This window comes from Pseudomonas sp. 8BK, from assembly GCF_902506475.1.
Classification (GTDB): Bacteria; Pseudomonadota; Gammaproteobacteria; order Pseudomonadales; family Pseudomonadaceae; genus Aquipseudomonas; species Aquipseudomonas anguilliseptica.
On sequence record NZ_LR733252.1, the window covers coordinates 3,821,687 to 3,842,849 of the forward strand.

22 protein-coding genes are annotated in these 21,163 nt (G+C 59.6%); 6 read left to right on the forward strand and 16 right to left on the reverse strand.

The features are described 5' to 3' along the window. Positions 1–66 precede the first annotated feature (66 nt). Positions 67–741 (forward strand): hypothetical protein, encoded by a 675-nt coding sequence (locus ACIN8IBEIGE_RS17790; RefSeq protein WP_160015817.1) that lies wholly within the window; start codon positions 67–69, stop codon positions 739–741. Between the two features lie 73 nt (positions 742–814). Here the strand turns inward: ACIN8IBEIGE_RS17790 and rplS are convergent, their stop codons facing one another. The 5 genes from rplS to ffh all read right to left on the reverse strand — a co-directional run bounded on the left by rplS (position 815) and on the right by ffh (position 4,382). After that, the gene (rplS, locus tag ACIN8IBEIGE_RS17795; RefSeq protein ID WP_108486694.1) at positions 815–1,165 is read right to left on the reverse strand and encodes a 50S ribosomal protein L19; all 351 of its coding nucleotides are present in this window, start codon (positions 1,163–1,165) and stop codon (positions 815–817) included. 40 nt (positions 1,166–1,205) lie between these two features. After that, positions 1,206–1,958: a tRNA (guanosine(37)-N1)-methyltransferase TrmD gene (gene trmD, locus ACIN8IBEIGE_RS17800; RefSeq protein WP_160015818.1), complete on the reverse strand. Its 753-nt coding sequence runs from the start codon at positions 1,956–1,958 to the stop codon at positions 1,206–1,208. 5 nt (positions 1,959–1,963) lie between these two features. Beyond that, complete coding sequence (gene rimM / locus ACIN8IBEIGE_RS17805) at positions 1,964–2,500, reverse strand: ribosome maturation factor RimM (protein ID WP_160015819.1); 537 nt, start codon at positions 2,498–2,500, stop codon at positions 1,964–1,966. A gap of 5 nt (positions 2,501–2,505) precedes the next feature. Then, positions 2,506–2,757 carry a 30S ribosomal protein S16 gene (gene rpsP, locus ACIN8IBEIGE_RS17810; RefSeq protein ID WP_090239277.1) on the reverse strand — a complete coding sequence of 84 codons (252 nt, stop codon included), beginning with the start codon at positions 2,755–2,757 and terminating at the stop codon, positions 2,506–2,508. Positions 2,758–3,008: 251 nt separating this feature from the next. Further along, positions 3,009–4,382, reverse strand: coding sequence for a signal recognition particle protein (gene ffh / locus ACIN8IBEIGE_RS17815; RefSeq protein ID WP_160015820.1), 1,374 nt, complete (start codon positions 4,380–4,382; stop codon positions 3,009–3,011). 156 nt (positions 4,383–4,538) lie between these two features. Here ffh and ACIN8IBEIGE_RS17820 point away from each other — a divergent pair, with 156 nt between their 5' ends. Both ACIN8IBEIGE_RS17820 and ACIN8IBEIGE_RS17825 read left to right on the forward strand, forming a co-directional pair. Next, positions 4,539–5,339: an inner membrane protein YpjD gene (locus ACIN8IBEIGE_RS17820; RefSeq protein WP_160015821.1), complete on the forward strand. Its 801-nt coding sequence runs from the start codon at positions 4,539–4,541 to the stop codon at positions 5,337–5,339. A gap of 10 nt (positions 5,340–5,349) precedes the next feature. After that, positions 5,350–6,639 (forward strand): HlyC/CorC family transporter, encoded by a 1,290-nt coding sequence (locus ACIN8IBEIGE_RS17825; RefSeq protein WP_160015822.1) that lies wholly within the window; start codon positions 5,350–5,352, stop codon positions 6,637–6,639. On the opposite strand, the gene ACIN8IBEIGE_RS17830 is transcribed toward ACIN8IBEIGE_RS17825, so the two are convergent. The 5 genes from ACIN8IBEIGE_RS17830 to ACIN8IBEIGE_RS17850 form a co-directional block, all read right to left on the reverse strand. Continuing rightward, entirely contained in the window at positions 6,605–7,345 is a 741-nt protein-coding gene (locus tag ACIN8IBEIGE_RS17830; protein WP_256665221.1) for an SGNH/GDSL hydrolase family protein, read from the reverse strand. The genes ACIN8IBEIGE_RS17825 and ACIN8IBEIGE_RS17830 overlap by 35 nt on opposite strands. Next, positions 7,342–8,523: a formate-dependent phosphoribosylglycinamide formyltransferase gene (gene purT, locus ACIN8IBEIGE_RS17835; RefSeq protein WP_160015823.1), complete on the reverse strand. Its 1,182-nt coding sequence runs from the start codon at positions 8,521–8,523 to the stop codon at positions 7,342–7,344. The genes ACIN8IBEIGE_RS17830 and purT overlap by 4 nt, the downstream gene beginning before the upstream one ends. A gap of 169 nt (positions 8,524–8,692) precedes the next feature. Then, positions 8,693–8,884 (reverse strand): DUF1289 domain-containing protein, encoded by a 192-nt coding sequence (locus tag ACIN8IBEIGE_RS17840; RefSeq protein WP_160015824.1) that lies wholly within the window; start codon positions 8,882–8,884, stop codon positions 8,693–8,695. Then, complete coding sequence (locus tag ACIN8IBEIGE_RS17845; RefSeq protein ID WP_160015825.1) at positions 8,884–9,408, reverse strand: gamma carbonic anhydrase family protein; 525 nt, start codon at positions 9,406–9,408, stop codon at positions 8,884–8,886. Before ACIN8IBEIGE_RS17845 ends, ACIN8IBEIGE_RS17840 begins: the two co-directional genes overlap by 1 nt. An 18-nt stretch (positions 9,409–9,426) precedes the next feature. After that, on the reverse strand, positions 9,427–10,032 hold the full coding sequence (locus tag ACIN8IBEIGE_RS17850) for a CoA pyrophosphatase (RefSeq protein ID WP_160015826.1): 606 nt from the start codon (positions 10,030–10,032) through the stop codon (positions 9,427–9,429). A 172-nt stretch (positions 10,033–10,204) separates the two neighbouring features. On the opposite strand from ACIN8IBEIGE_RS17850, the gene ACIN8IBEIGE_RS17855 reads away from it, so the two are divergent. Both ACIN8IBEIGE_RS17855 and ACIN8IBEIGE_RS17860 read left to right on the forward strand, forming a co-directional pair. After that, complete coding sequence (locus ACIN8IBEIGE_RS17855; protein WP_160015827.1) at positions 10,205–10,762, forward strand: NUDIX hydrolase; 558 nt, start codon at positions 10,205–10,207, stop codon at positions 10,760–10,762. A 15-nt stretch (positions 10,763–10,777) separates the two neighbouring features. Then, positions 10,778–11,281 (forward strand): murein L,D-transpeptidase family protein, encoded by a 504-nt coding sequence (locus ACIN8IBEIGE_RS17860; RefSeq protein ID WP_160015828.1) that lies wholly within the window; start codon positions 10,778–10,780, stop codon positions 11,279–11,281. A 45-nt stretch (positions 11,282–11,326) separates the two neighbouring features. Here ACIN8IBEIGE_RS17860 and ACIN8IBEIGE_RS17865 read toward each other — a convergent pair whose 3' ends face one another. The 3 genes from ACIN8IBEIGE_RS17865 to purL all read right to left on the reverse strand — a co-directional run bounded on the left by ACIN8IBEIGE_RS17865 (position 11,327) and on the right by purL (position 15,985). Further along, on the reverse strand, positions 11,327–11,644 hold the full coding sequence (locus ACIN8IBEIGE_RS17865; RefSeq protein ID WP_160015829.1) for a YqfO family protein: 318 nt from the start codon (positions 11,642–11,644) through the stop codon (positions 11,327–11,329). A 144-nt stretch (positions 11,645–11,788) separates the two neighbouring features. Then, complete coding sequence (locus tag ACIN8IBEIGE_RS17870) at positions 11,789–12,070, reverse strand: CDGSH iron-sulfur domain-containing protein (RefSeq protein ID WP_160015830.1); 282 nt, start codon at positions 12,068–12,070, stop codon at positions 11,789–11,791. A gap of 18 nt (positions 12,071–12,088) precedes the next feature. Next, the gene (gene purL / locus ACIN8IBEIGE_RS17875) at positions 12,089–15,985 is read right to left on the reverse strand and encodes a phosphoribosylformylglycinamidine synthase (protein WP_160015831.1); all 3,897 of its coding nucleotides are present in this window, start codon (positions 15,983–15,985) and stop codon (positions 12,089–12,091) included. Positions 15,986–16,149: 164 nt separating this feature from the next. Here purL and mltF point away from each other — a divergent pair, with 164 nt between their 5' ends. Further along, positions 16,150–17,610: a membrane-bound lytic murein transglycosylase MltF gene (gene mltF, locus ACIN8IBEIGE_RS17880; RefSeq protein WP_160015832.1), complete on the forward strand. Its 1,461-nt coding sequence runs from the start codon at positions 16,150–16,152 to the stop codon at positions 17,608–17,610. Between the two features lie 139 nt (positions 17,611–17,749). Here the strand turns inward: mltF and tadA are convergent, their stop codons facing one another. The 3 genes from tadA to ACIN8IBEIGE_RS17895 all read right to left on the reverse strand — a co-directional run. After that, positions 17,750–18,232 carry a tRNA adenosine(34) deaminase TadA gene (gene tadA, locus ACIN8IBEIGE_RS17885; RefSeq protein WP_160015833.1) on the reverse strand — a complete coding sequence of 161 codons (483 nt, stop codon included), beginning with the start codon at positions 18,230–18,232 and terminating at the stop codon, positions 17,750–17,752. A gap of 2 nt (positions 18,233–18,234) precedes the next feature. Beyond that, on the reverse strand, positions 18,235–19,605 hold the full coding sequence (locus tag ACIN8IBEIGE_RS17890; RefSeq protein ID WP_160015834.1) for a multicopper oxidase family protein: 1,371 nt from the start codon (positions 19,603–19,605) through the stop codon (positions 18,235–18,237). A 406-nt stretch (positions 19,606–20,011) separates the two neighbouring features. Next, positions 20,012–21,163, reverse strand: a 1,152-nt coding sequence (locus tag ACIN8IBEIGE_RS17895; RefSeq protein ID WP_306109732.1) for a calcium-binding protein, incomplete at its 5' end; no start/stop codon positions are given.

The following is a 21,163-nucleotide window of genomic DNA, read 5'->3' on the forward strand; positions in this document are numbered from 1 at the left end:
GGGTGACAGATATCAATTTGCAGCCCATGATTGCATCACGCCACTACAGCACAACGGTGCCTACGTATGCCCAGCCAACAGCATTCACGTCTTGGTCAGATTCTGATCAGCAAAGGACTGATTAACCGCGGCCAGCTGGATGCTGCCATTCAACTGCAACTCACCAACCATAAGCGCCTCGGCGAGACGCTGATCGAGCAAGGCTGGCTAACCGAACGCCAACTGAAAAAGGCCCTCAGCAAGCAGAATAACCTGCGCCTGGCGGCCACACTGGTCGCCGCCCTGCTCAGCCCCTTCCAGATTGCCAGTGCCGATGCGCCGCGCAATCTGCCCAGCGCGATTAGCCAGGAGCAAACACCGAGCGGCTTGCGCCCACTGACGGATATGGAAATGAGCAATGTCAGCGCACAGGGCCTGGACGATGTTCTGCAGGGCCTGTTTCTCCAAGCCGGCAGTGGTGACGGCCTAGGCACTGTTGGCCAGCTGAGCAAACTGGTGATGCCGGTACTGAGCAGCCTTGAGGCGGAAACCTCTATGAAGGATGTGCAGTACGACACCAGCAAACTGACCTCGGTGATCAATGCCGACGGCTCGGTGAATGTGCGCCTGCCCAGCTCGATTGGCGAGCTGCGCTTCGACAATATCCGCGTCGCTGGCGCCCCTCAGGGCCAGAGCGTGGGCAGCCTGAGCCTGCATGACATCGACCTTTCGCAAGCCTCGCTGAAAATCAGCCTGCACTAGCCACACTTGATAATCGGAACCTAGAAACGAAAAAAGCAGCCCTAAGGCTGCTTTTTTATTGGAAAACCGAGACTTAGCCCAGTTTTTCCTTGATGCGTGCTGCCTTACCGGACAGATCACGCAGGTAGTACAGCTTGGCTTTACGTACGTCACCACGACGCTTAACGGCCAGGCTGTCGACCAGCGGGCTGTAGGTCTGGAAAGTACGCTCGACGCCAACACCGTTGGAGATCTTACGAACAGTGAAAGCACTGTTCAGACCACGGTTACGCTTGGCGATTACAACGCCTTCGAACGCCTGCAGACGCTGACGGTCGCCTTCTTTCACTTTAACCTGGACAACAACAGTGTCACCTGGTGCGAAAGTCGGGATCTCTTTGCCCATCTGTTCAGCTTCGAGCTGCTGAATAATCTTGTTGGTCATGCTGCGCTCCTAAGACAGGCCTCGGCCGGTCATCGATACATTAACTATCGTCCCGCTGGCGGACGTATTCCTCCAGCAGCTTTTTCTCTTCTCCAGAAAGCGAGCGGCTTTCCAGAAGATCGGCGCGTCGTTCGTAGGTCCGACCAAGGGACTGCTGCAAACGCCAGCGCCGGATGTGTTCGTGGTTGCCACTAAGCAACACTTCGGGAACACGTTTATCCGCATACACCTCCGGACGGGTGTAGTGCGGGCAGTCGAGCAGGCCATCCGTAAAGGAGTCCTCCTCGGCCGAATCTGCATGACCCAATGCACCAGGCAAAAGGCGCGTTACCGCGTCGATCAGCACCATGGCCGGCAGCTCACCGCCAGACAGGACGTAATCCCCAATCGACCATTCTTCATCGACATGCGCTTCAATAAAGCGCTCATCAATGCCTTCGTAGCGGCCGGCAATCAGGATTAACGCATCCTCATTGGCCAGTTCGCGTACTGCTGACTGCGTCAGCTGGCGACCTTGCGGCGACAGGTAAATCACCCTGGCCGCACCACCTGTAGCCTGCTTCGCCTCAAGCAAAGCATCTTCAAGCGGCTTGATCTTCATCACCATGCCAGGGCCACCACCAAAAGGCCGATCATCCACGGTGTGGTGACGGTCAGTGGTGTAGCTGCGCGGATTCCAACAGGTCAATTGCAACAAGCCCTGTTTCACCGCCCGGCTGGTAATGCCGTATTCACTGATGGCAGCAAACATTTCCGGGAACAGCGTAATGACTTCAACGCGCAGATTAGACATCAGGCTTAGAAGTCCGCATCCCAGTCGACCCGCATTTCGCCAGCACTCAGATCAATCGACAACACGCATTGCTCGGTATAGGGCAACAGGCGCTCACGACCATCCAGACTGTCGGTGCAGGGTTTAACCACCAGCACATCGTTGGCACCAGTTTCTAACAAGTGATCAACCTTGCCGAGCAACTGCCCTGCTTGATCAATAACCTTGAGACCTTCCAACTGGTACCAGTAATACTCACCATCAGCCAATTCAGGAAACAGGCTGCGCGGCACACAGATCTCATAACCGGCGAGAAGACGCGCTTCTTCACGATCATCAAGACCCTTGAGCTTCGCGACCAGGAATTTGTCACTCCCGCGTCCGCTGACCAGCTCTACCTGCTTGACACTGCCTTCGCGCCTAAGCGTCCAGGACTTGTACTCCAACAGGTTTGCAACAGGATCAGTAAAGGAATACACCTTCACTTCACCGCGAACGCCATGTACTGAGTAGATCTTGCCGATAACGATCAAATCATCGGTAGAAACAGGCGTCGCACTCATATTGCTTAGGCCGCAGCCTTAGCAGCGTCCTTCAACAGCTGAGCAACACGATCAGAAGGCTGTGCACCAACGCTCAGCCAATGGGCCAGGCGGTCTTGCTTAACGGACAGGCGAACTTCCTGACCACGGGCGATCGGGTTGAAGAAACCGATTTCTTCTTTGTGCGAACCGTCGCGTGGGTTACGGCTGTCGGTCACGTTGATTTTGTAGAACGGGCGCTTTTTGGAGCCGCCAAGGGCAAGACGAATCGTTAGCATGTGAACATAGTTCCTGTAGTCGGTGCTGCAAATCTAAATGCACGGCGGGCATAGGGTGCCCGAAAGGCCGCATATTCTAAGGAATATCCGGACTTTTGCAAATGGCTTTTTCAGGCGCATAGGAGTGTGCAGTCAAGATTTGCTTGAGGGCCGCAGTCCAAACCGGCCAATCAGCTCCCGCAAAAGGCGGGTTTGCTGTAAATTCCCGCTTCAGCGGGGCCTGCGCCGACATCGCTGTCGACGCGGATTCCTTACATCTTCGGCAGGCCGCCAGGCATCATCCCACCCATGCCGCGCATCATTTTGGCCATACCGCCTTTGGCAGTAAATTTCTTCATCATCTTCTGCATCTGCTTGTGCTGCTTGATCAGGCGTCCAATGTCCTGCACTTGGGTGCCGGAACCCATGGCAATGCGTCGCTTGCGCGAACCACTGATGATTTCCGGATCGCGACGCTCCTGAGGCGTCATCGAGTTGATGATCGCCTCCATCTGCTTGAACTGTTTCTCAGCCGCGCCTTGGGCATTGCCCATCTGCGCCAGATTGACGCCGCCCATCTGTGGCAGCTTGTCCATCAGGCCGCCGAGGCCGCCCATGTTCTTCATCTGCTGCAGCTGATCGCGGAAGTCTTCGAGATCGAAGCCCTTACCCTTTTTCAGCTTCTTGGTGAGCTTCTCGGCCTTTTCGCGATCCAGGGTCTGCTCGGCCTGTTCGATCAGGCTGAGTACGTCGCCCATACCGAGAATGCGCGAGGCGATCCGGTCTGGATGGAAGGGCTCCAGCGCCTCGGTTTTCTCGCCCATACCGATAAATTTGATCGGCTTGCCAGTAATCGCTCGCACCGACAACGCCGCACCGCCACGCGCGTCACCATCGACCTTGGTCAATACCACACCCGTCAGCGGCAGTGCATCATTGAAGGCTTTGGCTGTATTGGCAGCGTCCTGCCCGGTCATGGCGTCGACCACGAACAGAGTCTCGACCGGTTTGATCGCCGCGTGCAGCGCCTGAATCTCCGCCATCATCTCGGCATCGATGGCCAGACGACCGGCGGTATCGACGATCACTACATCAATAAACTTGAGCTTGGCTTCCTTGATCGCTGCCTCGGCAATCGCCACTGGCTTCTGACTGAGATCGGAAGGAAAAAAGGTCACGCCAATATCATTGGCCAGGGTTTCCAGCTGCTTGATCGCCGCCGGACGGTAAACGTCGGCCGACACCACCATCACGGTCTTTTTCTTGCGTTCTTTAAGGAAGCGCGCCAACTTGCCAGCGGTGGTGGTTTTACCCGCCCCCTGCAGACCGGCCATCAGCACCACGGCTGGCGGCACGGCATTCAGCGCGAGGTCTTCGTTGGCAGCACCCATCAACTCTTCGAGTTCGGCGCGAACGATCTTTACGAACGCCTGGCCCGGCGTCAGGCTCTTCGACACTTCAGTGCCGACCGCGCGATCCTTGACCTTATTAACGAAGTCCTTGACCACCGGCAAGGCAACGTCAGCCTCGAGCAAAGCCATGCGCACTTCACGCAGGGTGTCCTTGATGTTGTCTTCGCTCAGCTTGGCTTTGCCAGTGACATTTCGCAGCGTCTGCGAGAGGCGGTCAGTCAGATTTTCGAACATGCGCGTTCCTTTCTGGCTCAAGCGAGCCGAGGGTGGGCTTACAACAGGTCGCGAATTATAGCGAAGACTGCAAGGCACCGACACCGCCAGACGCTTTCGTGGCGCACAGGTTGTATGCCACACTGGCCGCCTTTCGGGTTTGCCTGACAAGGATTTATGCACCCTCTGCTACCCAGCCTCGCCGCTGCCTGCCTTTATGCCGGAGCCGCACTCTATCAAGGCCTGCGCCTGCAACAGCGCAGCACGTCCAACAAGCGCCTGCTGATTGCACTCGGCACACTGGCACTGCTACTGCACGGCAGCAGCCTGTTTCTGCAGATGTTCGATGCCAGCGGCCTATCGCTGGACTTCTTCAAGGCCGCCAGCCTGATTGCTGTGGCCGTAATTCTGCTGACGCTACTGGCCTGCACGCGCATCCCGGTGGAAAACCTGCTGTTGCTGCTGTTCCCTCTGGGCTTTATCACCGTACTGCTCGCCCAATTTATGCCCAGCGGCACCACCCAGGCCATTGATGAAGCGCCCGGCATCCTGGCGCATATCCTGCTGTCGATCACCGCCTACGGCATGCTGACGATTGCGGTGTTCCAGTCGCTACTCCTGCTGCTGCAGGACCATCAGCTCAAGCACAAGCATCCATCGGGGCTGATCAAGAACTTCCCACCCCTGCAGACCATGGAAAGCCTGCTGTTTGGCTTCCTCTGGGCTGGCTGGGCGCTGCTGTCGCTCTCGCTGCTATCTGGCGCGCTATTTATCAGTGACCTGTTTGCCCAGCACTTGGCGCATAAAACCATTCTCTCGTGCTTTGCCTGGGTGGTATTTGCCGTGCTGTTGTGGGGCCGCCACCAACTCGGCTGGCGCGGCCACAAAGCCATTCGCTGGACCCTGGCGGGCTTCTGCCTGCTGATGCTGGCCTACTTCGGCAGCAAGCTGGTTCGCGAATTTATCCTGCATATCTGAGACCCCTTCCGTGGACGACCTTCACTCCGGCTACCTGCTTGGGCTGCTGATTTTTCTGATTCTGTGCTCGGCATTCTTCTCCAGCTCGGAGACCGGCATGCTCAGCCTCAACCGCTATCGCCTCAAACACATGGCCAAGGAAGGGCATAAGGGCGCCAAGCGCGTCACCACCCTGCTCAGCCGACCAGATCGACTGCTCGGCACCATTCTGGTTGGCAACAACGTGGTCAACATCCTCGCCGCCTCCATCGCCACTGTGCTGGCCGTGGATATCTGGGGCGAAGCCGGGATCGCAATTGCCACCGCCGGCCTGACCATCGTGGTGCTGATTTTCGGCGAAATCACTCCCAAAACCCTGGCCGCACTGCGCCCGGAACTGGTGGCCTTTCCCGCCAGCCGCGTACTGCTGCTGCTGCAACGCCTGCTTTATCCGGTGGTCTGGGCCACTAGCGCCATCAGCAACGTGCTGCTGCGCCTGCTCGGCGTAGACCCCTCGCAACGCGCCAGCGACAGCCTGTCCACCGAAGAACTGCGCAGCGTAGTGCGTGAATCTGGCGCCGGCATGCCGAAAAACCGCCAGAACATGCTGCTCGGCATTCTTGACCTTGAGCGGGTGACGGTGGATGACATCATGATTCCACGCAACGAAGTCACCGGCATCAACCTGGATGACGACATTGAAAGCATCATCAGCCTGCTGACCAATACAACCCATACCCGCCTGCCGGTGTTTCACACCGATATCAATCAGATCGAAGGCATCGTGCATATGCGCCAGATTGCCCGACTGCTGACGCACAACGAGCTGAGTAAAGAGGCGCTACTGGCGGCCTGCAACGAGCCGTATTTCGTGCCTGAAGGCACGCCGCTGTCGACTCAGCTGATCAATTTTCAGAAGCAGAAACGCCGGATCGGTATCGTCGTCGATGAATACGGCGACGTGATCGGCATCGTCACCCTGGAAGATATCCTCGAAGAAATCGTCGGTGACTTCAGCAACCAGGACACTCTGCGCAGCCCGGATATCCATCCTCAGGAAGACGGCACCCAGGTAATCGACGGGGCGGCTTATATCCGTGAAATCAACAAAGCACTGGACTGGCACCTGCCCTGCGATGGGCCGAAAACCCTCAACGGCCTGGTGACCGAGGCGCTGGAAAGCATCCCCGACAGCGCCGTGTGCCTGAAGATCGGCCCTTATCGCCTGGAGATTCTGCAGTCGTCAGACAACCGGGTAAAAAGCGTGCGTGCCTGGCAAACCAAGCCTAAGACGCATACCGAGCAGCCGGCGCAAGACTAACGGCCAGCCCCTGAGCCCACACGCGATAGCCCAGACCTGACGGGTGATAACCATCACGCGCCAGGTACTCGGCGGAAAACTCCAGCTCAACCGCGTGATGCCCGGCCCCCAGACTCGCCGCCAGCCGGCGCAGGCGCGCATCCAACAAGCCGGCACGTATGCCGAGCAAACGCCGCAACAACCAGGGCAAGGCAGAGAAATGCTGCAGTGGCGGCACACTGCTAAACGCCACCCGAACACCGCGAGCGGCCAACGCTTCAGCCATGCCGCCAAGTGCTGCCTCCCAACGCGGCAATGGGGTCAAATGAGTGGTGTCGTTGACGCCGAACACCAGCAGCGCCAGATCAAAGGGCTGATCGAGCACCTGCGGCAACAGCCGCTGATGGGCCTGCGCGGCGGTAATGCCGTTTTCACCGCAAGCACGCCAGGCAACCGGACGACCGCTGCGCGCAGCCAGCGCCGCAGCCAACTGCCCTACCAGCGCGGCATCCAGCTCATCCACACCCACGCCCACCACGGTCGACTCACCCAGCACCAGCAGACGCAATGGCTCACCCGGTAGATCCGCGCCCGCCACGCCACTCAATGGCCCTGCAGCTGGTGGTAGGCGCAGTGCGCTACGACGCGTGCGCACTGCCAGCGGCAAGGCAATCGGCGCCAACAGCGCCAAGCCCAGCCACCAGGCATAGGTGCGCAACGCACTCACAGCTCGACCTTGACCGCCTGCGCCGCACGCGTAGCCTTTGCGCGCGCCGCTTGTAACGACTCATCTCGCGCCAGCGCCACGCCCATACGGCGCTGGCCGCTGACCTCCGGTTTACCGAACAGGCGCAGAGCAGTATCCGGCTCGGCCAGTGCCGCACCGAGGTTGCCGAAGCTGACTTGCTGCGACTCCCCCTCAACCAAGATCACCGCAGAAGCCGATGGGCCGAACTGACGAATGACCGGAATCGGCAAACCGAGAATCGCCCGCGCGTGCAGGGCGAATTCGGACAGATCCTGGGAAATCAGGGTAACCAGGCCGGTGTCGTGCGGGCGCGGCGAAATTTCGCAGAACCACACCTGATCACCTTTGACGAACAGCTCAACTCCAAACAGCCCACGCCCACCCAGCGATCCGGTAACCGCCAGAGCGATACGCTCGGCTTCGGCCTGAGCTTTGGCGCTCATCGGCTGCGGCTGCCAGGACTCCTGGTAATCGCCCTTGACCTGCCGATGACCGACCGGCGCGCAGAAAGTGGTGCCGCCACTGTGGCGCACAGTAAGTAACGCGATTTCATAATCGAAATCGATAAAGCCCTCGACGATCACCCGCCCTTTTCCGGCGCGGCCACCGGCCTGGGCGTAGTCCCAGGCGGCCTGCAGATCATCCAGGCTTTTCAGCACCGACTGGCCTTTGCCGGAAGAACTCATGATCGGTTTAATCAGACAGGGAAAGCCGATGCTCTCCACCGCCACGCGACACTCTTCGAATGAGTCGGCAAACTGATAGGGCGAGGTCGGCAGCCCCAGCTCTTCGGCGGCCAGGCGGCGGATACCTTCACGGTTCATGGTCAGCTGTGCAGCGCGAGCGCTGGGGATGACGGTGAAACCTTCATTTTCCAGCTCGACCAGAGTCGCGGTGGCAATCGCCTCGATTTCCGGGACGATGTAGTGCGGCTGTTCCAGCTCGATCACTGCACGCAGGGCCGCACCATCGAGCATGTTGATCACATGGCTGCGGTGTGCCACCTGCATGGCCGGCGCATTCGCGTAACGGTCCACGGCAATCACCTCGACGCCGAGGCGTTGCAGCTCGATCACCACCTCCTTGCCCAGCTCGCCAGAGCCACACAACAGCACGCGGGTCGCGCTCGGCGACAAAAGGGTTCCGATACGGGGCATGGTGAATCCTCAAACTGATCAAGAAAGTTAGAACCTGCTCACGATCCGCGAGCTAGAGCACTGCAAGACAAAAACAGGCGAGGAAGCGGAGTTTACGAGCTGTAAATGAGCATTCCGAGCCTGTTTTTAACGCAGCAGGGCCGACGCGCAGCAGATCGTGATCCGGTTTTTACAGCAGAATGCCTTTGGCCTTGGCCCGCTCATGACACTGCACCAGCACCTCACGGCGCTCACTGTTCTCCATCAGGCTCCAGCGGGTGATTTCGGCGACCGTACGCTGGCAGCCGATGCAGATATCTTCATCGTCCAGCGCGCAGACATGCACGCAGGGCGAGGCGACGGGACGTTCCTGCGATTGCATCAGTCGTCCTGCTCCTGCAGATCACGGGCATAGCGCTGGGCGTTGTGCACGTAATGGGCGGCGCTGGCTTCGAGCATCTTCTTCTGCGGCTCGGTCAGTTCGCGCACCACCTTGCCGGGCGAGCCCATGACCAGCGAGCCATCGGGAATTTCCTTACCTTCACCGATCAGGCTATTGGCGCCAATGATGCAGTACTTGCCGATTTTTGCACCATTGAGAATCACCGCATTGATGCCGATCAGGCTGTAATCACCCACCGAGCAGCCGTGCAGCATGGCGTTGTGGCCGATGGTCACGCCAGTGCCGATGGACAGCGGAAAGCCCATGTCGGTGTGCATCACCGTGCCGTCCTGCACGTTGCTGTTCTCGCCGATATGAATCAGCTCGTTGTCGCCACGCAGCACAGCGTTGAACCACACGCTGGCACCCGGCTCCATCCTGACCTTGCCGACCAGCGTGGCATTCGGTGCAACCCAGCTGTCGGCATGGGCCTCGACTTGGGACGAACCCAGGCGGTATTTCATGGATGCTTCCTCATAGGCTCAGGTGAGCTTGATAAAGTACTCGGGCGGCTGGTGCATATCGATATGCACATCATCGAACACCAGGTTGACCAACTCGACCAACATGATCGCCGTTAGCCCCCAGATCTTATATTCGCCATAACGGTAACTCGGCACATACCAGCTACGCCCGAGGTAATCGATACGGTGGGTGGTTTCCCGCGGGTCGTCGCGAAAGAACGCCAGCGGCACGGCAAATACAGCGGCAATCTCACCGTCGTTGGGTTTGTACTCGACAAAATCCGGCACCACACCGACATAAGGGGTGACCTGAATACCATGGCGCGATACCAGCGTGCTGAGCGGCCCGATCACCTCGACCAGCCCAGGCGGCAAGCCGATTTCCTCTTCCGCCTCGCGCAAAGCGGTCTCGATCAGATCGGCATCTTCCGGGTCACGCCGACCACCGGGAAACGCCACCTCACCACCATGGGTGGACAAACCGCTGGCGCGCAAGGTCAGCACCACTTCCGGCTCATCACTGCGGGTGATGGGCACCAGCACTGCGGCCTCAGGGTAACGCTTGTCGGTCTGCAGAATGTGCGGGCTATAGCCACGCATGCGATGGAGCAACTCGTCCAGCATGGGGATTCTCAGTCTTTTGTTCTGCGTTCGATCATGGCACGAAAGCAGCGCACGGCCCAAGCCCCGAACCACGACTGCAATCATCCGGACACCCGGCAACTCAGTCTGCCAGGCCGCTTGCCGAGCAGCCGAGATGCGCGCCAAGATAACCAACACGCAGCGAGGGTCTGGCATGAAGTTCTGTAGCAACTGTGGTGGCGCGATCAGCCACATCATCCCGCAGGGTGACAACCGCCTGCGCCACGTCTGCGCGCAGTGTCAGACCGTGCATTATCAAAACCCGCGAATCATCGCCGGCTGCCTGCCGGTGTGGGGCGAACAGGTGCTGCTGTGCCGCCGCGCCATCGAGCCACGGCGTGGCTACTGGACCCTGCCAGCAGGCTTTATGGAGAACGGCGAAACCCTGGAACAGGCCGCCGCCCGCGAAACCCACGAAGAGGCCTGCGCGCGAGTGCGCAGCCTGAGCCTCTATACCCTGTTCGACCTGCCGCACATCAATCAGGTGTATATGTTGTTTCGCGCGGAGCTGATCGATCTGGACTTTGCCCCGGGCGAAGAGAGCCTTGAGGTTCAGCTATTTCACGAACAGGACATCCCCTGGTCAGAGCTGGCTTTCCCGACCATCGGGCGTACCTTAGAATGCTACTTCGCCGACCGCGTGCAACAGCACTTTCCGGTCCGCAACGAGCCGCTCGAAGCCTTGCGCGCACATTACAAGAAAGCCTTTTGATCCATGGGAATTACGATGCGCTGGTTGTTCGCCCTACTCTGCCTGACCGTTGCCCTGACTGGCCACGCCAGCACCACCCCGACCCTTAACGGCAAAACCATCGACAAAGTGCTGGTGGTCAAGTCCGAACGCAAGCTGCACCTGATCAGCCGCGGCAATACCCTCAAGTCCTACCGCGTATCGCTGGGCAAACAGCCTGAAGGGGCGAAACAACGCGAAGGCGACCTGCGCACCCCGGAAGGCTTCTACTGGATCGACTGGCGCAAGACCAGCGACAAGTACAACCTGTCGATGCACATCTCCTACCCCAACGCCCGCGACCAGGCGCAAGCGCGCGCCAAGGGCGTGTCGGCCGGCGGCATGATCATGATCCACGGCACGCCGCTGGACGAGGAATACCCCGAATGGTTCTTCCACACCCTGGACTGGACCGAAGGCTGCATCGCCATGAAAAACACCGACATGCGAGAAATCTGGGCCTTGGTCAAAGATGGCACGCTGATCGAAATCAGACCCTGATCGACCGACATAAAAAAGGCGCCTTAGAGGCGCCTTTTTTATGAGCTAGAACTGGATATCTGACAGCCGCCACACTTCAAAAGCCGGCGTCTCATAAGGATGCTGCTTCTTCATGGCCTTGACCGCGTCATGAATCAGCTCGTCAGCCACCACCATCTCGACTTTCCACTCCGCCACTTGTTCGACCTGTCCAGGCTGACCAATAAATGGCTGACTACCTTCCAGAGCACGGAACTGGCCCTGCCCCAGGGCTTGCCAACAACACTGATCATAATGGCCAATACGTCCGCCACCGGCACTGAATACCGCGCTTTTCACGGCATCCAGATGAGTTTCAGGCACATAAAAACACAGCTTGTACATCGAAGTCTCCGCCGGCAAGACTGATAAAAACAGCTCGATAATGATGCCACACAATAATGGCATTCTGCCTTATTGGGTATTCGCGCAACCCATCACACTTGCACCCTATGACCGGGCAATGTGCTGTGTGTTCAACGCATTAGCTCAATCAGCCAAGTTATACCCGCGCCAGAAACGCCGCCAACGGGCCATGAAACCGCTTACCGGCAGGTTATGACTGCCATCACAGTAAGGTAGACGTTGCGAGCGTGCACAACGGCAAAGCAGCAGAAACTGTTCACGCTCAGGCCGCAGCTCAAGCGCACCAGGGCAGGCGGAAACACAATCGGGAAGCCGGGACGAACGTCCGCAGCGGCACAACAGCAAGGTATCGCCAGGTTTGACCTGGCGCACCTCAGGCAGAATCGACGCAGGCTTACTCGACATAAGCCCGCACCAACCGGATCAATCCACCCAAACGCGGGCGTTGCGGAACATGCGCATCCAGCCTGCATCTTCCTGCCAGTCATCCGGCTTCCAGGAGTTCTGCACGGCGCGGAACACCCGCTCCGGGTGCGGCATCATGATGGTCACGCGGCCGTCGCGACTGGTCAGACCGGTGATCCCCCGCGGCGAACCGTTGGGGTTGGCCGGGTAGGTTTCGGTGACCTTGCCGTGGTTGTCGATAAAGCGCATGGCCACGCAGCCGGACAGATCGGCCTCAAGCAGGGCCTCCTCGTTCTCGAACTCGGCATGCCCTTCGCCGTGGGCGATGGCGATCGGCATACGCGATCCGGCCATGCCCTGCAGGAAGATCGATGCCGACTCCTGCACCTGAACCATGGCCACGCGCGCCTCGAACTGCTCCGAGCGGTTGCGCACGAAGTGCGGCCAGAACTCGGTGCCAGGGATCAGCTCGTGCAGGTTGCTCATCATCTGGCAGCCGTTGCACACGCCAAGGGCGAAGCTGTCCTTGCGCTCGAAGAACGCCTGGAAACCATCACGGGCACGGGCGTTGAACAGGATCGACTTGGCCCAGCCCTCACCGGCACCCAGTACATCGCCGTAGGAGAAGCCGCCGCAGGCAACCAGGCCCTTGAACTCTTCAAGACTGACGCGGCCGCTGAGGATATCGCTCATATGCACGTCGATCGCGTTGAAACCGGCGCGATCGAAGGCCGCTGCCATTTCCACCTGGCCGTTGACGCCCTGCTCACGCAGTACGGCGATCTGCGGACGTACACCCTTGCGGATGTACGGCGCGCTGATGTCCTGATTGACGTCGAAGCTGAGCTTGGCCGACAAACCTGGGTTTTCCTCATCGAGGATGGCGTCGAACTCCTGCTCGGCGCACTGCACGTTGTCGCGCAGACGCTGGATCTGGTAACTGGTTTGCGCCCACTGGCGCTGCAACAGACGGCGCTGGCCGCCGAAGACCGGCCGACCGTTGAAGCTGATGGCCACGTCATCGCTGTTGACCGGCTGACCGATCACTGCCACGCAGTCGCCCAGACCGGCGGCACTGAACTGTGCCAGCACTTCCGGGGTGGCGTCCTGATGCACCTGGATCACCGCGCCCAGCTCTTCGTTGAACAATACGGCGGCCAGCTCGGCGCTGCTATCGGCCAAGGCGTCGAGGAACAGGTTCAAGCCACAGTGGCCGGCGAAAGCCATTTCCAGCGCAGTTACCATCAGGCCGCCGTCGGAACGGTCATGGTAAGCGAGGATATGACCGTCAGCATTCAGACCCTGGATTACCGCAAAGAACGCCTTGAGGTCTTCGGCGTCATCGACATCCGGCGCCTGGGTGCCGAGTTTGCCGTACACCTGGGTGAGGATCGAGGCGCCCATACGGTTCTGCCCACGGCCCAGGTCGATCAGGATCAGGTCGGTTTCGCCCTTGTCCATGCGCAGCTGCGGGGTCAGGGTCTTGCGAATATCGCTGACCGGAGCAAAGCCGGTCACCACCAACGACAGCGGCGAGGTCACGCTCTTGTCCGCGCCTTCGTCGCGCCACTGGGTTTTCATCGACATCGAGTCCTTGCCCACCGGGATGGTGATGCCCAGCTCCGGGCACAGCTCCATGCCGACTGCTTTCACGGTGTCGTAAAGACGCGCGTCTTCGCCCGGGTGGCCAGCAGCGGCCATCCAGTTGGCGGACAGCTTGATATCGGACATCTTCTCGATGCGCGATGCGGCCAGGTTGGTCAGGGTCTCACCAATCGCCATACGCCCGGATGCTGCAGCATCCAGCAGCGCCAGCGGGGTGCGTTCGCCCATGGCCATCGCTTCACCGGTGTACACGTCGAAGCTGGTGGCAGTCACAGCGCAATCGGCCACCGGCACCTGCCACGGGCCAACCATCTGATCACGAGCTACCAGACCAGTAATGGTGCGGTCGCCGATGGTGATCAGGAAGCTCTTGCTGGCCACGGCCGGGTGGTGCAGCACGCGGGTTACGGCTTCATCGATGGCCAGGCTAGTGGCATCGAAATCATCGCCCAGCTCAGCTTCGCGGGCGGCCGAACGGTGCATGCGCGGCGGCTTGCCGAGCAGCACTTCCAACGGCATGTCCACCGGGGTGTTGGCGAAATGGCTGTCAGTCACGGTCAGGTGGGCTTCTTCAGTGGCCTCACCAACTACCGCGAATGGGCAGCGCTCGCGCTCACAGATGGCCTTGAAACGCTCGAAATCGACGGCGCTGACGGCCAGCACGTAACGCTCCTGGGACTCGTTGCTCCAGATCTCGTGCGGGGCCATGCCTGGCTCGTCATTCGGTACATTACGCAGCTCGAAACGGCCGCCACGGCCACCGTCGTTGACCAGCTCCGGGAAGGCGTTGGAAATACCGCCCGCACCAACGTCATGGATGAAAGCGATGGGGTTGTTGTCACCCAGCTGCCAGCAGCGGTCGATCACTTCCTGGCAACGACGCTCCATTTCCGGGTTCTCGCGCTGTACCGAGGCGAAATCCAGGTCAGCCGAGCTGGCACCAGTGGCGACCGACGACGCGGCGCCGCCACCCAGGCCGATCAGCATGGCTGGGCCGCCGAGCACGATCAGCTTGGCGCCGACGGTGATCTCGCCCTTCTGCACGTGATCTGCACGGATGTTGCCCATACCGCCGGCGAGCATGATCGGCTTGTGGTAGCCACGCACTTCTTCGCCACGCGGGGTCTGGATCGCCTGCTCGAAGGTACGGAAGTAGCCGGTCAGGGCCGGACGACCGAACTCGTTGTTGAACGCCGCGCCACCCAGCGGGCCTTCAATCATGATGTCCAGCGCGGTAACAATGCGCTCAGGCTTGCCGTACGGCACTTCCCAGGGCTGCTCGAAACCGGGAATGTTCAAGTTGGATACGGTGAAACCGGTGAGGCCCGCCTTCGGCTTGGCACCGCGGCCGGTAGCACCTTCGTCGCGAATCTCGCCGCCGGAACCGGTGGACGCACCGGAGAACGGCGAGATAGCCGTCGGGTGGTTGTGGGTTTCCACCTTCATCAGGATATGCACGGGCTCCTGGGTCGCGCCGTACTGACGGGTCTCTGGGTCCGGGAAGAAGCGACCAGCGACACTGCCGACGATCACCGAGGCGTTGTCCTTATAAGCGGACAACACGCCTTCGTTGTGCATCTGGTAGGTGTTCTTGATCATGCCGAACAGGGATTTCTCTTGGCTCTCACCATCGATATCCCAGCTGGCATTGAAGATCTTGTGTCGGCAGTGCTCGGAGTTGGCCTGGGCGAACATCATTAGTTCGATGTCGTGGGGGTTGCGCCCCAGAGCGTTGAAGCTGGTCACCAGGTAGTCGATTTCATCTTCGGCCAGGGCCAGGCCCAGCTCGACGTTGGCCTTCTCCAGCGCAGCGCGCCCACCACCGAGGATGTCCACGGCAGTCAGCGGCTTGGGCTGAGCGTGGCTGAACAGCGCAGCGGCGCCTTCGAGGTTATCCAGCACCAGTTGGGTCATGCGGTCATGCAGCACGTCCGCAACCTGCTGCGCCTCGGCGGCATTCAGCTCGCCGCTGACGTAGTACGCCAGGCCGCGCTCGATGCGCTGAATCTTCGCCAGGCCGCAATTGCGAGCAATGTCGCTGGCCTTGCTCGACCAGGGCGAGATGGTGCCAAAGCGCGGAATGGTCAGGAACAGGCGGCCGCTTGGCTCCTGCACCGGCACACTCGGGCCGTATTTCAGCAAACGGGCCAATACCTGCTCTTCGTCGGCACTCAGAACGCCGGTAACCTCGGCGAAATGCGCAAACTCGGCATACAAGCCGGTGACCGCAGGCACCTTGCTGGTCAGTTGCTCAAGCAGTTTGCCGTGACGGAAAGCAGAAAGGGCGGGAGCGCCGCGCAGGATCAACATCGGGGACAGCCTCTGGGAAGGGGTGTACTTTGAGGCCGTGCATTCTAGCCTAAAGCGCCGCCAACGGCACCCGTGAAGGCGGGCCAAACGTAGCGACTGCGCTAGCAGAGAAGCAACCCGCTGTCGAGATATGGCGCGCCCCATGCTTTGCGTATACTGCGCCAATGTTTGCCCAATCTGCGTTCCGTGTGCGCTGCGCCTGCTGGCTGTCGGTGATCGGAATCCTCCTGCTGCTCGGCGGCTGTGCTGAAGAACCCAGCACACTCGAGCGCGCTCAGGCGGAGGGTGTACTGCGGGTGATCACCCGCAACAGCCCGGCCACCTATTTCCAGGACCGTAACGGCGAGACCGGCTTCGAATACGAGCTGGTGAAGCGCTTTGCCGACGATCTGGGTCTTGAGCTGAAAATCGAAACCGCCGACAACCTCGACGAGCTGTTCGCCAGCCTGAACAAGCCCAACGGCCCCGTACTCGCTGCCGCCGGCTTAGTAGAAAGCGACGGACGGCAGCAACACGCACGTTTCTCCCTACCCTATTTGGAAGTCACCCCCCAGGTGATCTACCGCAACGGCCAGCAACGCCCGACCCGCCCGGATGATCTACTTGGCAAACGCATTCTGGTACTTAAAGGCAGCAGCCATGCCGAACAGCTGGCCGCACTCAAGCTGCAATTACCGGAACTGACTTACGAAGAATCCGCTGCCGTCGAGGTAGTCGACCTGCTGCGCATGGTTGATGAAGGGCAGATCGACCTGACCCTGGTGGACTCCAACGAGCTGGCGATGAACCAGGTGTACTTCTCCAACGTACGCGTGGCCTTTGATCTGGGCGATGCGCAAAACCTGGCCTGGGCCACCGCCCCTGGTGAAGACCGCAGCCTGCTTGACGAGATGAATGCCTTTATCGAGCGCGCGCACAAGAACGGCAGCCTGCAGCGCCTGAAGGATCGCTACTACGGCCATGTTGATGTACTCGGTTATGTCGGCGCCTACACCTTCGCCAAGCACCTGCAGCAACGCCTGCCGCGCTACGAGAAACACTTTCGCGAAGCCGCCCAGGCCAATCAGGTCGACTGGCGCCTGCTCGCCGCCATGGGTTACCAGGAATCACTCTGGCAACCCACCGCCACCTCGAAAACCGGTGTACGCGGACTGATGATGCTGACCCTGCGCACTGCCCAAGCCATGGGCGTGTCGGACCGTTTGAACCCTAAGCAGAGCATCGAAGGCGGCGCGAAATACATTGTCTATGTAAAGAACCAGCTGCCGGAAAGTATTCAGGAGCCGGATCGCACCTGGTTCGCGTTGGCGTCCTACAACATCGGCGGCGGCCATCTGGAAGATGCGCGCAAGCTCACCGAAGCCGAAGGCCTGGATCCGAACAAATGGCTGGATGTGCAGAAGATTCTGCCGCGCCTGTCGCAGAAGCAGTGGTACAGCAAGACCCGTTATGGCTATGCCCGCGGCGGCGAGCCGGTGCACTTTGTGCGTAACATCCGCCGCTATTACGACATTCTTACCTGGGTAACCCAGCCACAGCTGGAAGGCTCGCAAATCGCTGAAAGCAATCAGCATGTACCAGGCATCGACAAGCGTCAGCCGAATGAGCAAACCCCACCGCTTTAACAGAACCTGCTCAAAGGCTCGCGAGCTAGAGCTATGCAAGGCGAAAACAGGCGAGGACGCGGAGTGTACGAGCTGTACATGAGCATTCCGAGCCTGTTTTTACGCAGCAGAGCCGACGCGCGCAGACTTTGCGCAGGTTCTAGCGTTGCTCGCGCCGCGCTTTGAAGAATGCGCTAAGTACCGCCCCACACTCCTCCGCCAACACCCCACCCTCAATCAACACGCGGTGATTGAGAAACGCCTGGCCGAAGAACTGCCCACGGCTGATCGCCACCCCAGCCTTGGGCTCGGTCGCGCCGTACACCACGCGCTGCACCCGCGCATGCACAATTAGGCCAGCGCACATGCTGCACGGCTCCAAGGTGACATACAGGGTGCTGCCCGGCAGGCGGTAGTTATCCACGGCTTGCGCGGCGGCGCGAATCGCCACCATCTCGGCATGGGCGCTGGGGTCATGGGTGGAGATCGGGCAATTAAAACCGCGCCCAACAATCTGGCCATCCTGCACCAGCACTGCACCGACCGGCACCTCGCCCAGGGCAGCGCCTTCGGCGGCCAGGGCCAGGGCCTCGCGCATAAAGTGCTGGTCCTGGCTGCGATCAATGATCAGGGGGTGGCGCACGCTTAAACGACCTCGATTGATGCCATCAGACCGGTTTCCATATGGTCGATCACATGGCAGTGGAACATCCATACCCCGGGATTATCGGCAACCAGCGCGACGCGCGCGCGCTCATTTTTGCCCAGCAGGTAGGTGTCGGTGAAATACGGAATGATCGCCTTGCGATCCGAAGCCAGCACCTTGAAGGTCATGCCATGCAGATGGATCGGGTGCTGATACTGGCTTAGGTTGCGCAGCTCGAAGATATAGCTCTTGCCCAACTGCAGGCGAGCAATCGGCCGGTCGGCGCAGGTCTTGTCATTGATATCCCAGGCCTGACCATTGATCTGCCAGAAGCTGTGCGCCGCGCCCTGGTCCAGGCCGACCGATACTGCACCGGCCCACTCGAAGTTGAATTTGACGGTTTGCGCATTAACCAGATCAGGTTCGGCCACCGGGTTGGCTGGCAAGGCCGGCGGCCACTCGCTCGCAGGCTCGACACTAGAAACTGCACGCAAGGTCGCCAGGCGTAGCAGTCCGTTACGCAGCGATAGCTCAGTGCCAACTGCCGGTACCTTTAGCCCGAGCTCTAGGCGCATGCCTGGTCCCAACCAGTACTCCTTGCCCAGCGGCCGTGGCTCGACCGGGTTGCCATCCAACGCATAAATGCGCGCATCCGCGCCGGGCAGATTAAGGCGATAGGTCAGGGTGTTATCCAGGTTGATCAGGCGCAGACGCACCACCTGCCCGGCAGGCAGATCCAGGGTCGGCGCATGTTTGCCATTGACCGTACTCAGACGCCCAGGCGTACCACCGCGCGCCGCTTCGCGTGGCACACTGAAATTGGTAAATGCACCCCGCTCATCGACATGCCAGCTCTTCAAGTTCAGCGTGTGGTCATGGCGAAAGCCCGTCGGCTCGTGCTCTTCGACGATCAGCGCGCCAACCAACCCGCGGCCCAGCTGCTCACCGCTGGCGACATGCGGGTGGTACCAGAAGCTGCCGGCATCAGGGGTGATGAAGTTGTAGTCGAAGTACTCACCCGGTAGCACCGGCGCCTGCGACACATAAGGCACACCGTCCATCTCCAGCGGCAGACGGATACCGTGCCAGTGAATAGTGGTCGGCACCTCCAGCTTGTTAATAAAGCGCACGCGCAAGCGCTCACCCTGCCGGCAGCGCAACTCCACACCAGGCGCCTGACCACCGTAAGCCCAGGCCGGCGTGCGATGCCCCGGAACCAGCTCGATATCCAGCGGCGCGGCGATCAGCTCATAGTCGTGGGTCGCCACATTCTCCGGACGGCCCAGCCAATAGCGCACACCGCCAGCGCCAAGGCCGGCGACACCTAAACCAGCCAGACCGGCCAGCATTTGTCTGCGGGTAAAGGACATTGAAATTCCCGTAGCCCGGATGCAATCCGGGGTAGCTATCAGCCCGAATGAACCCGGACTATCAATTGAAATATCTTCTCATTTAAGTAATGGGACTGACGACCCTGGGAAGCGGACAGAATGCCGCAGCACAAACAACAAGGGCAGCTTGCGCTGCCCTTGTTGGCTGAATCACTCCCACTCGATAATCAACAGATCGCCAAAACCCGTATTGTTGAAGGGATGTGTAGAAAACTGTGTGGCGCAATACCGTCACATTTACCGCTATATGTTTGTCGCTACTAGCATAAGATAATTGATGCTAAGCGAGCGGCGCCATAATCTTAAGAAAGCTACCTGAATCATATCCACAAGAAACAAAGGCCCATCATATGATGGGCCTTTGCTTGGAGGCTATGCAGGAGACTTACTGCCAGTTAGCAGCTATTACCACATCTAACTGCGCACGCTGATCAGCCGTGAGACTGGACTCACCTCCGGGCGGAACGCCGAACGCGGCCATGGCATCGACAAGGTTTTGCACTTGGCCATCCAGCAGCGTTCTACCATCGGTAGTCTGGAACTGATCCAGACGGTAGTTACTGCCGGAATACCAACTGCTGACCGTTGCCTTGTCGGTAGTACCAATAATGCTGACATCTAAGCTCGAGCCGTTTTTTCTAAACCACAACTGCTCGATCGATACCCCTTCAGTGAAACGCATCACATCTACACTGCCAGCGGAGGTGTCGTAGTTATTGATGGTGTCTTGATCTGAGTTGATGCCGAACAGGTAAGTGTCCGAACCAGTACCACCACTGAGCGAGTCATTACCGGCGCCGCCGTCAAGAATATCGTTTCCGGCACTTCCAAGTAGCGAATCGTTACCCGCACCACCGTCAAGGATGTCGTCGCCGGCATCGCCGCTAAGGTTGTCGTTACCTTCACCGCCCAACAACAGATCGTTGCCGATGCCACCGTTGAGCTGGTCGGCACCCGTGCCGCCGATCAGGGTGTCATTGCCATTCTCGCCATACAGACGATCATCGCCGGCACCGCCGTCGAGCACATCATTGCCGTCCTGGCCATGCAGATAGTCGTTGCCCAGGCCACCACTAAGGCTGTCATCTGTAGCGTAACCGGTCAGGGTGTCGTTTCCATCGGTGCTCTGCAGAGCCATGACCTTGACCTGGTCAACAGTCCAGGTGGTGCCATTGGCGAAGCGGATCTCTTCCAGCTTGTAGGCACTCGTGCCGTCAGTGTTGAAGTAACCGCTGACGGTGACCTTATCGCTGCTGTCTTTGAGTGACAGGATCAAATTGATACTGGAGCGAGTAACAACGATGTCATCCGGTGCAATGTCGTCGGCGAAGACGATGGCATCGACCTTCCCTACGCTGGTGTCGTAGTTGCTGACCGTATCCTGACCCCAACCACGGCTGAAACGGTAGATATCGCTACCTGCGTTACCGTTAAGGTTGTCGTTGCCTGCACCGCCGTCAAGGATGTCGTCGCCGGCATCGCCGCTAAGGTTGTCGTTACCTTCACCGCCCAACAACAGATCGTTGCCGATGCCACC

What these genes read in the sequence shown, in the direction of transcription:
- ACIN8IBEIGE_RS17865 (WP_160015829.1), bottom strand. Translation starts at nt 11,644, where the DNA reads ATGTACAAGCTGTGTTTTTATGTGCCTGAAACTCATCTGGATGCCGTG.
- purL (WP_160015831.1), bottom strand. Translation starts at nt 15,985, where the DNA reads ATGTTGATCCTGCGCGGCGCTCCCGCCCTTTCTGCTTTCCGTCACGGC.
- ACIN8IBEIGE_RS17870 (WP_160015830.1), bottom strand. Translation starts at nt 12,070, where the DNA reads ATGTCGAGTAAGCCTGCGTCGATTCTGCCTGAGGTGCGCCAGGTCAAA.
- ACIN8IBEIGE_RS17845 (WP_160015825.1), bottom strand. Translation starts at nt 9,408, where the DNA reads ATGAAATACCGCCTGGGTTCGTCCCAAGTCGAGGCCCATGCCGACAGC.
- trmD (WP_160015818.1), bottom strand. Translation starts at nt 1,958, where the DNA reads ATGTCTAATCTGCGCGTTGAAGTCATTACGCTGTTCCCGGAAATGTTT.
- rpsP (WP_090239277.1), bottom strand. Translation starts at nt 2,757, where the DNA reads ATGCTAACGATTCGTCTTGCCCTTGGCGGCTCCAAAAAGCGCCCGTTC.
- ACIN8IBEIGE_RS17860 (WP_160015828.1), top strand. Translation starts at nt 10,778, where the DNA reads ATGCGCTGGTTGTTCGCCCTACTCTGCCTGACCGTTGCCCTGACTGGC.
- ACIN8IBEIGE_RS17890 (WP_160015834.1), bottom strand. Translation starts at nt 19,605, where the DNA reads ATGTCCTTTACCCGCAGACAAATGCTGGCCGGTCTGGCTGGTTTAGGT.
- rplS (WP_108486694.1), bottom strand. Translation starts at nt 1,165, where the DNA reads ATGACCAACAAGATTATTCAGCAGCTCGAAGCTGAACAGATGGGCAAA.
- mltF (WP_160015832.1), top strand. Translation starts at nt 16,150, where the DNA reads ATGTTTGCCCAATCTGCGTTCCGTGTGCGCTGCGCCTGCTGGCTGTCG.
- ACIN8IBEIGE_RS17820 (WP_160015821.1), top strand. Translation starts at nt 4,539, where the DNA reads ATGCACCCTCTGCTACCCAGCCTCGCCGCTGCCTGCCTTTATGCCGGA.
- ACIN8IBEIGE_RS17855 (WP_160015827.1), top strand. Translation starts at nt 10,205, where the DNA reads ATGAAGTTCTGTAGCAACTGTGGTGGCGCGATCAGCCACATCATCCCG.
- purT (WP_160015823.1), bottom strand. Translation starts at nt 8,523, where the DNA reads ATGCCCCGTATCGGAACCCTTTTGTCGCCGAGCGCGACCCGCGTGCTG.
- rimM (WP_160015819.1), bottom strand. Translation starts at nt 2,500, where the DNA reads ATGAGTGCGACGCCTGTTTCTACCGATGATTTGATCGTTATCGGCAAG.
- ACIN8IBEIGE_RS17850 (WP_160015826.1), bottom strand. Translation starts at nt 10,032, where the DNA reads ATGCTGGACGAGTTGCTCCATCGCATGCGTGGCTATAGCCCGCACATT.
- ffh (WP_160015820.1), bottom strand. Translation starts at nt 4,382, where the DNA reads ATGTTCGAAAATCTGACTGACCGCCTCTCGCAGACGCTGCGAAATGTC.
- ACIN8IBEIGE_RS17790 (WP_160015817.1), top strand. Translation starts at nt 67, where the DNA reads ATGCCCAGCCAACAGCATTCACGTCTTGGTCAGATTCTGATCAGCAAA.
- ACIN8IBEIGE_RS17840 (WP_160015824.1), bottom strand. Translation starts at nt 8,884, where the DNA reads ATGCAATCGCAGGAACGTCCCGTCGCCTCGCCCTGCGTGCATGTCTGC.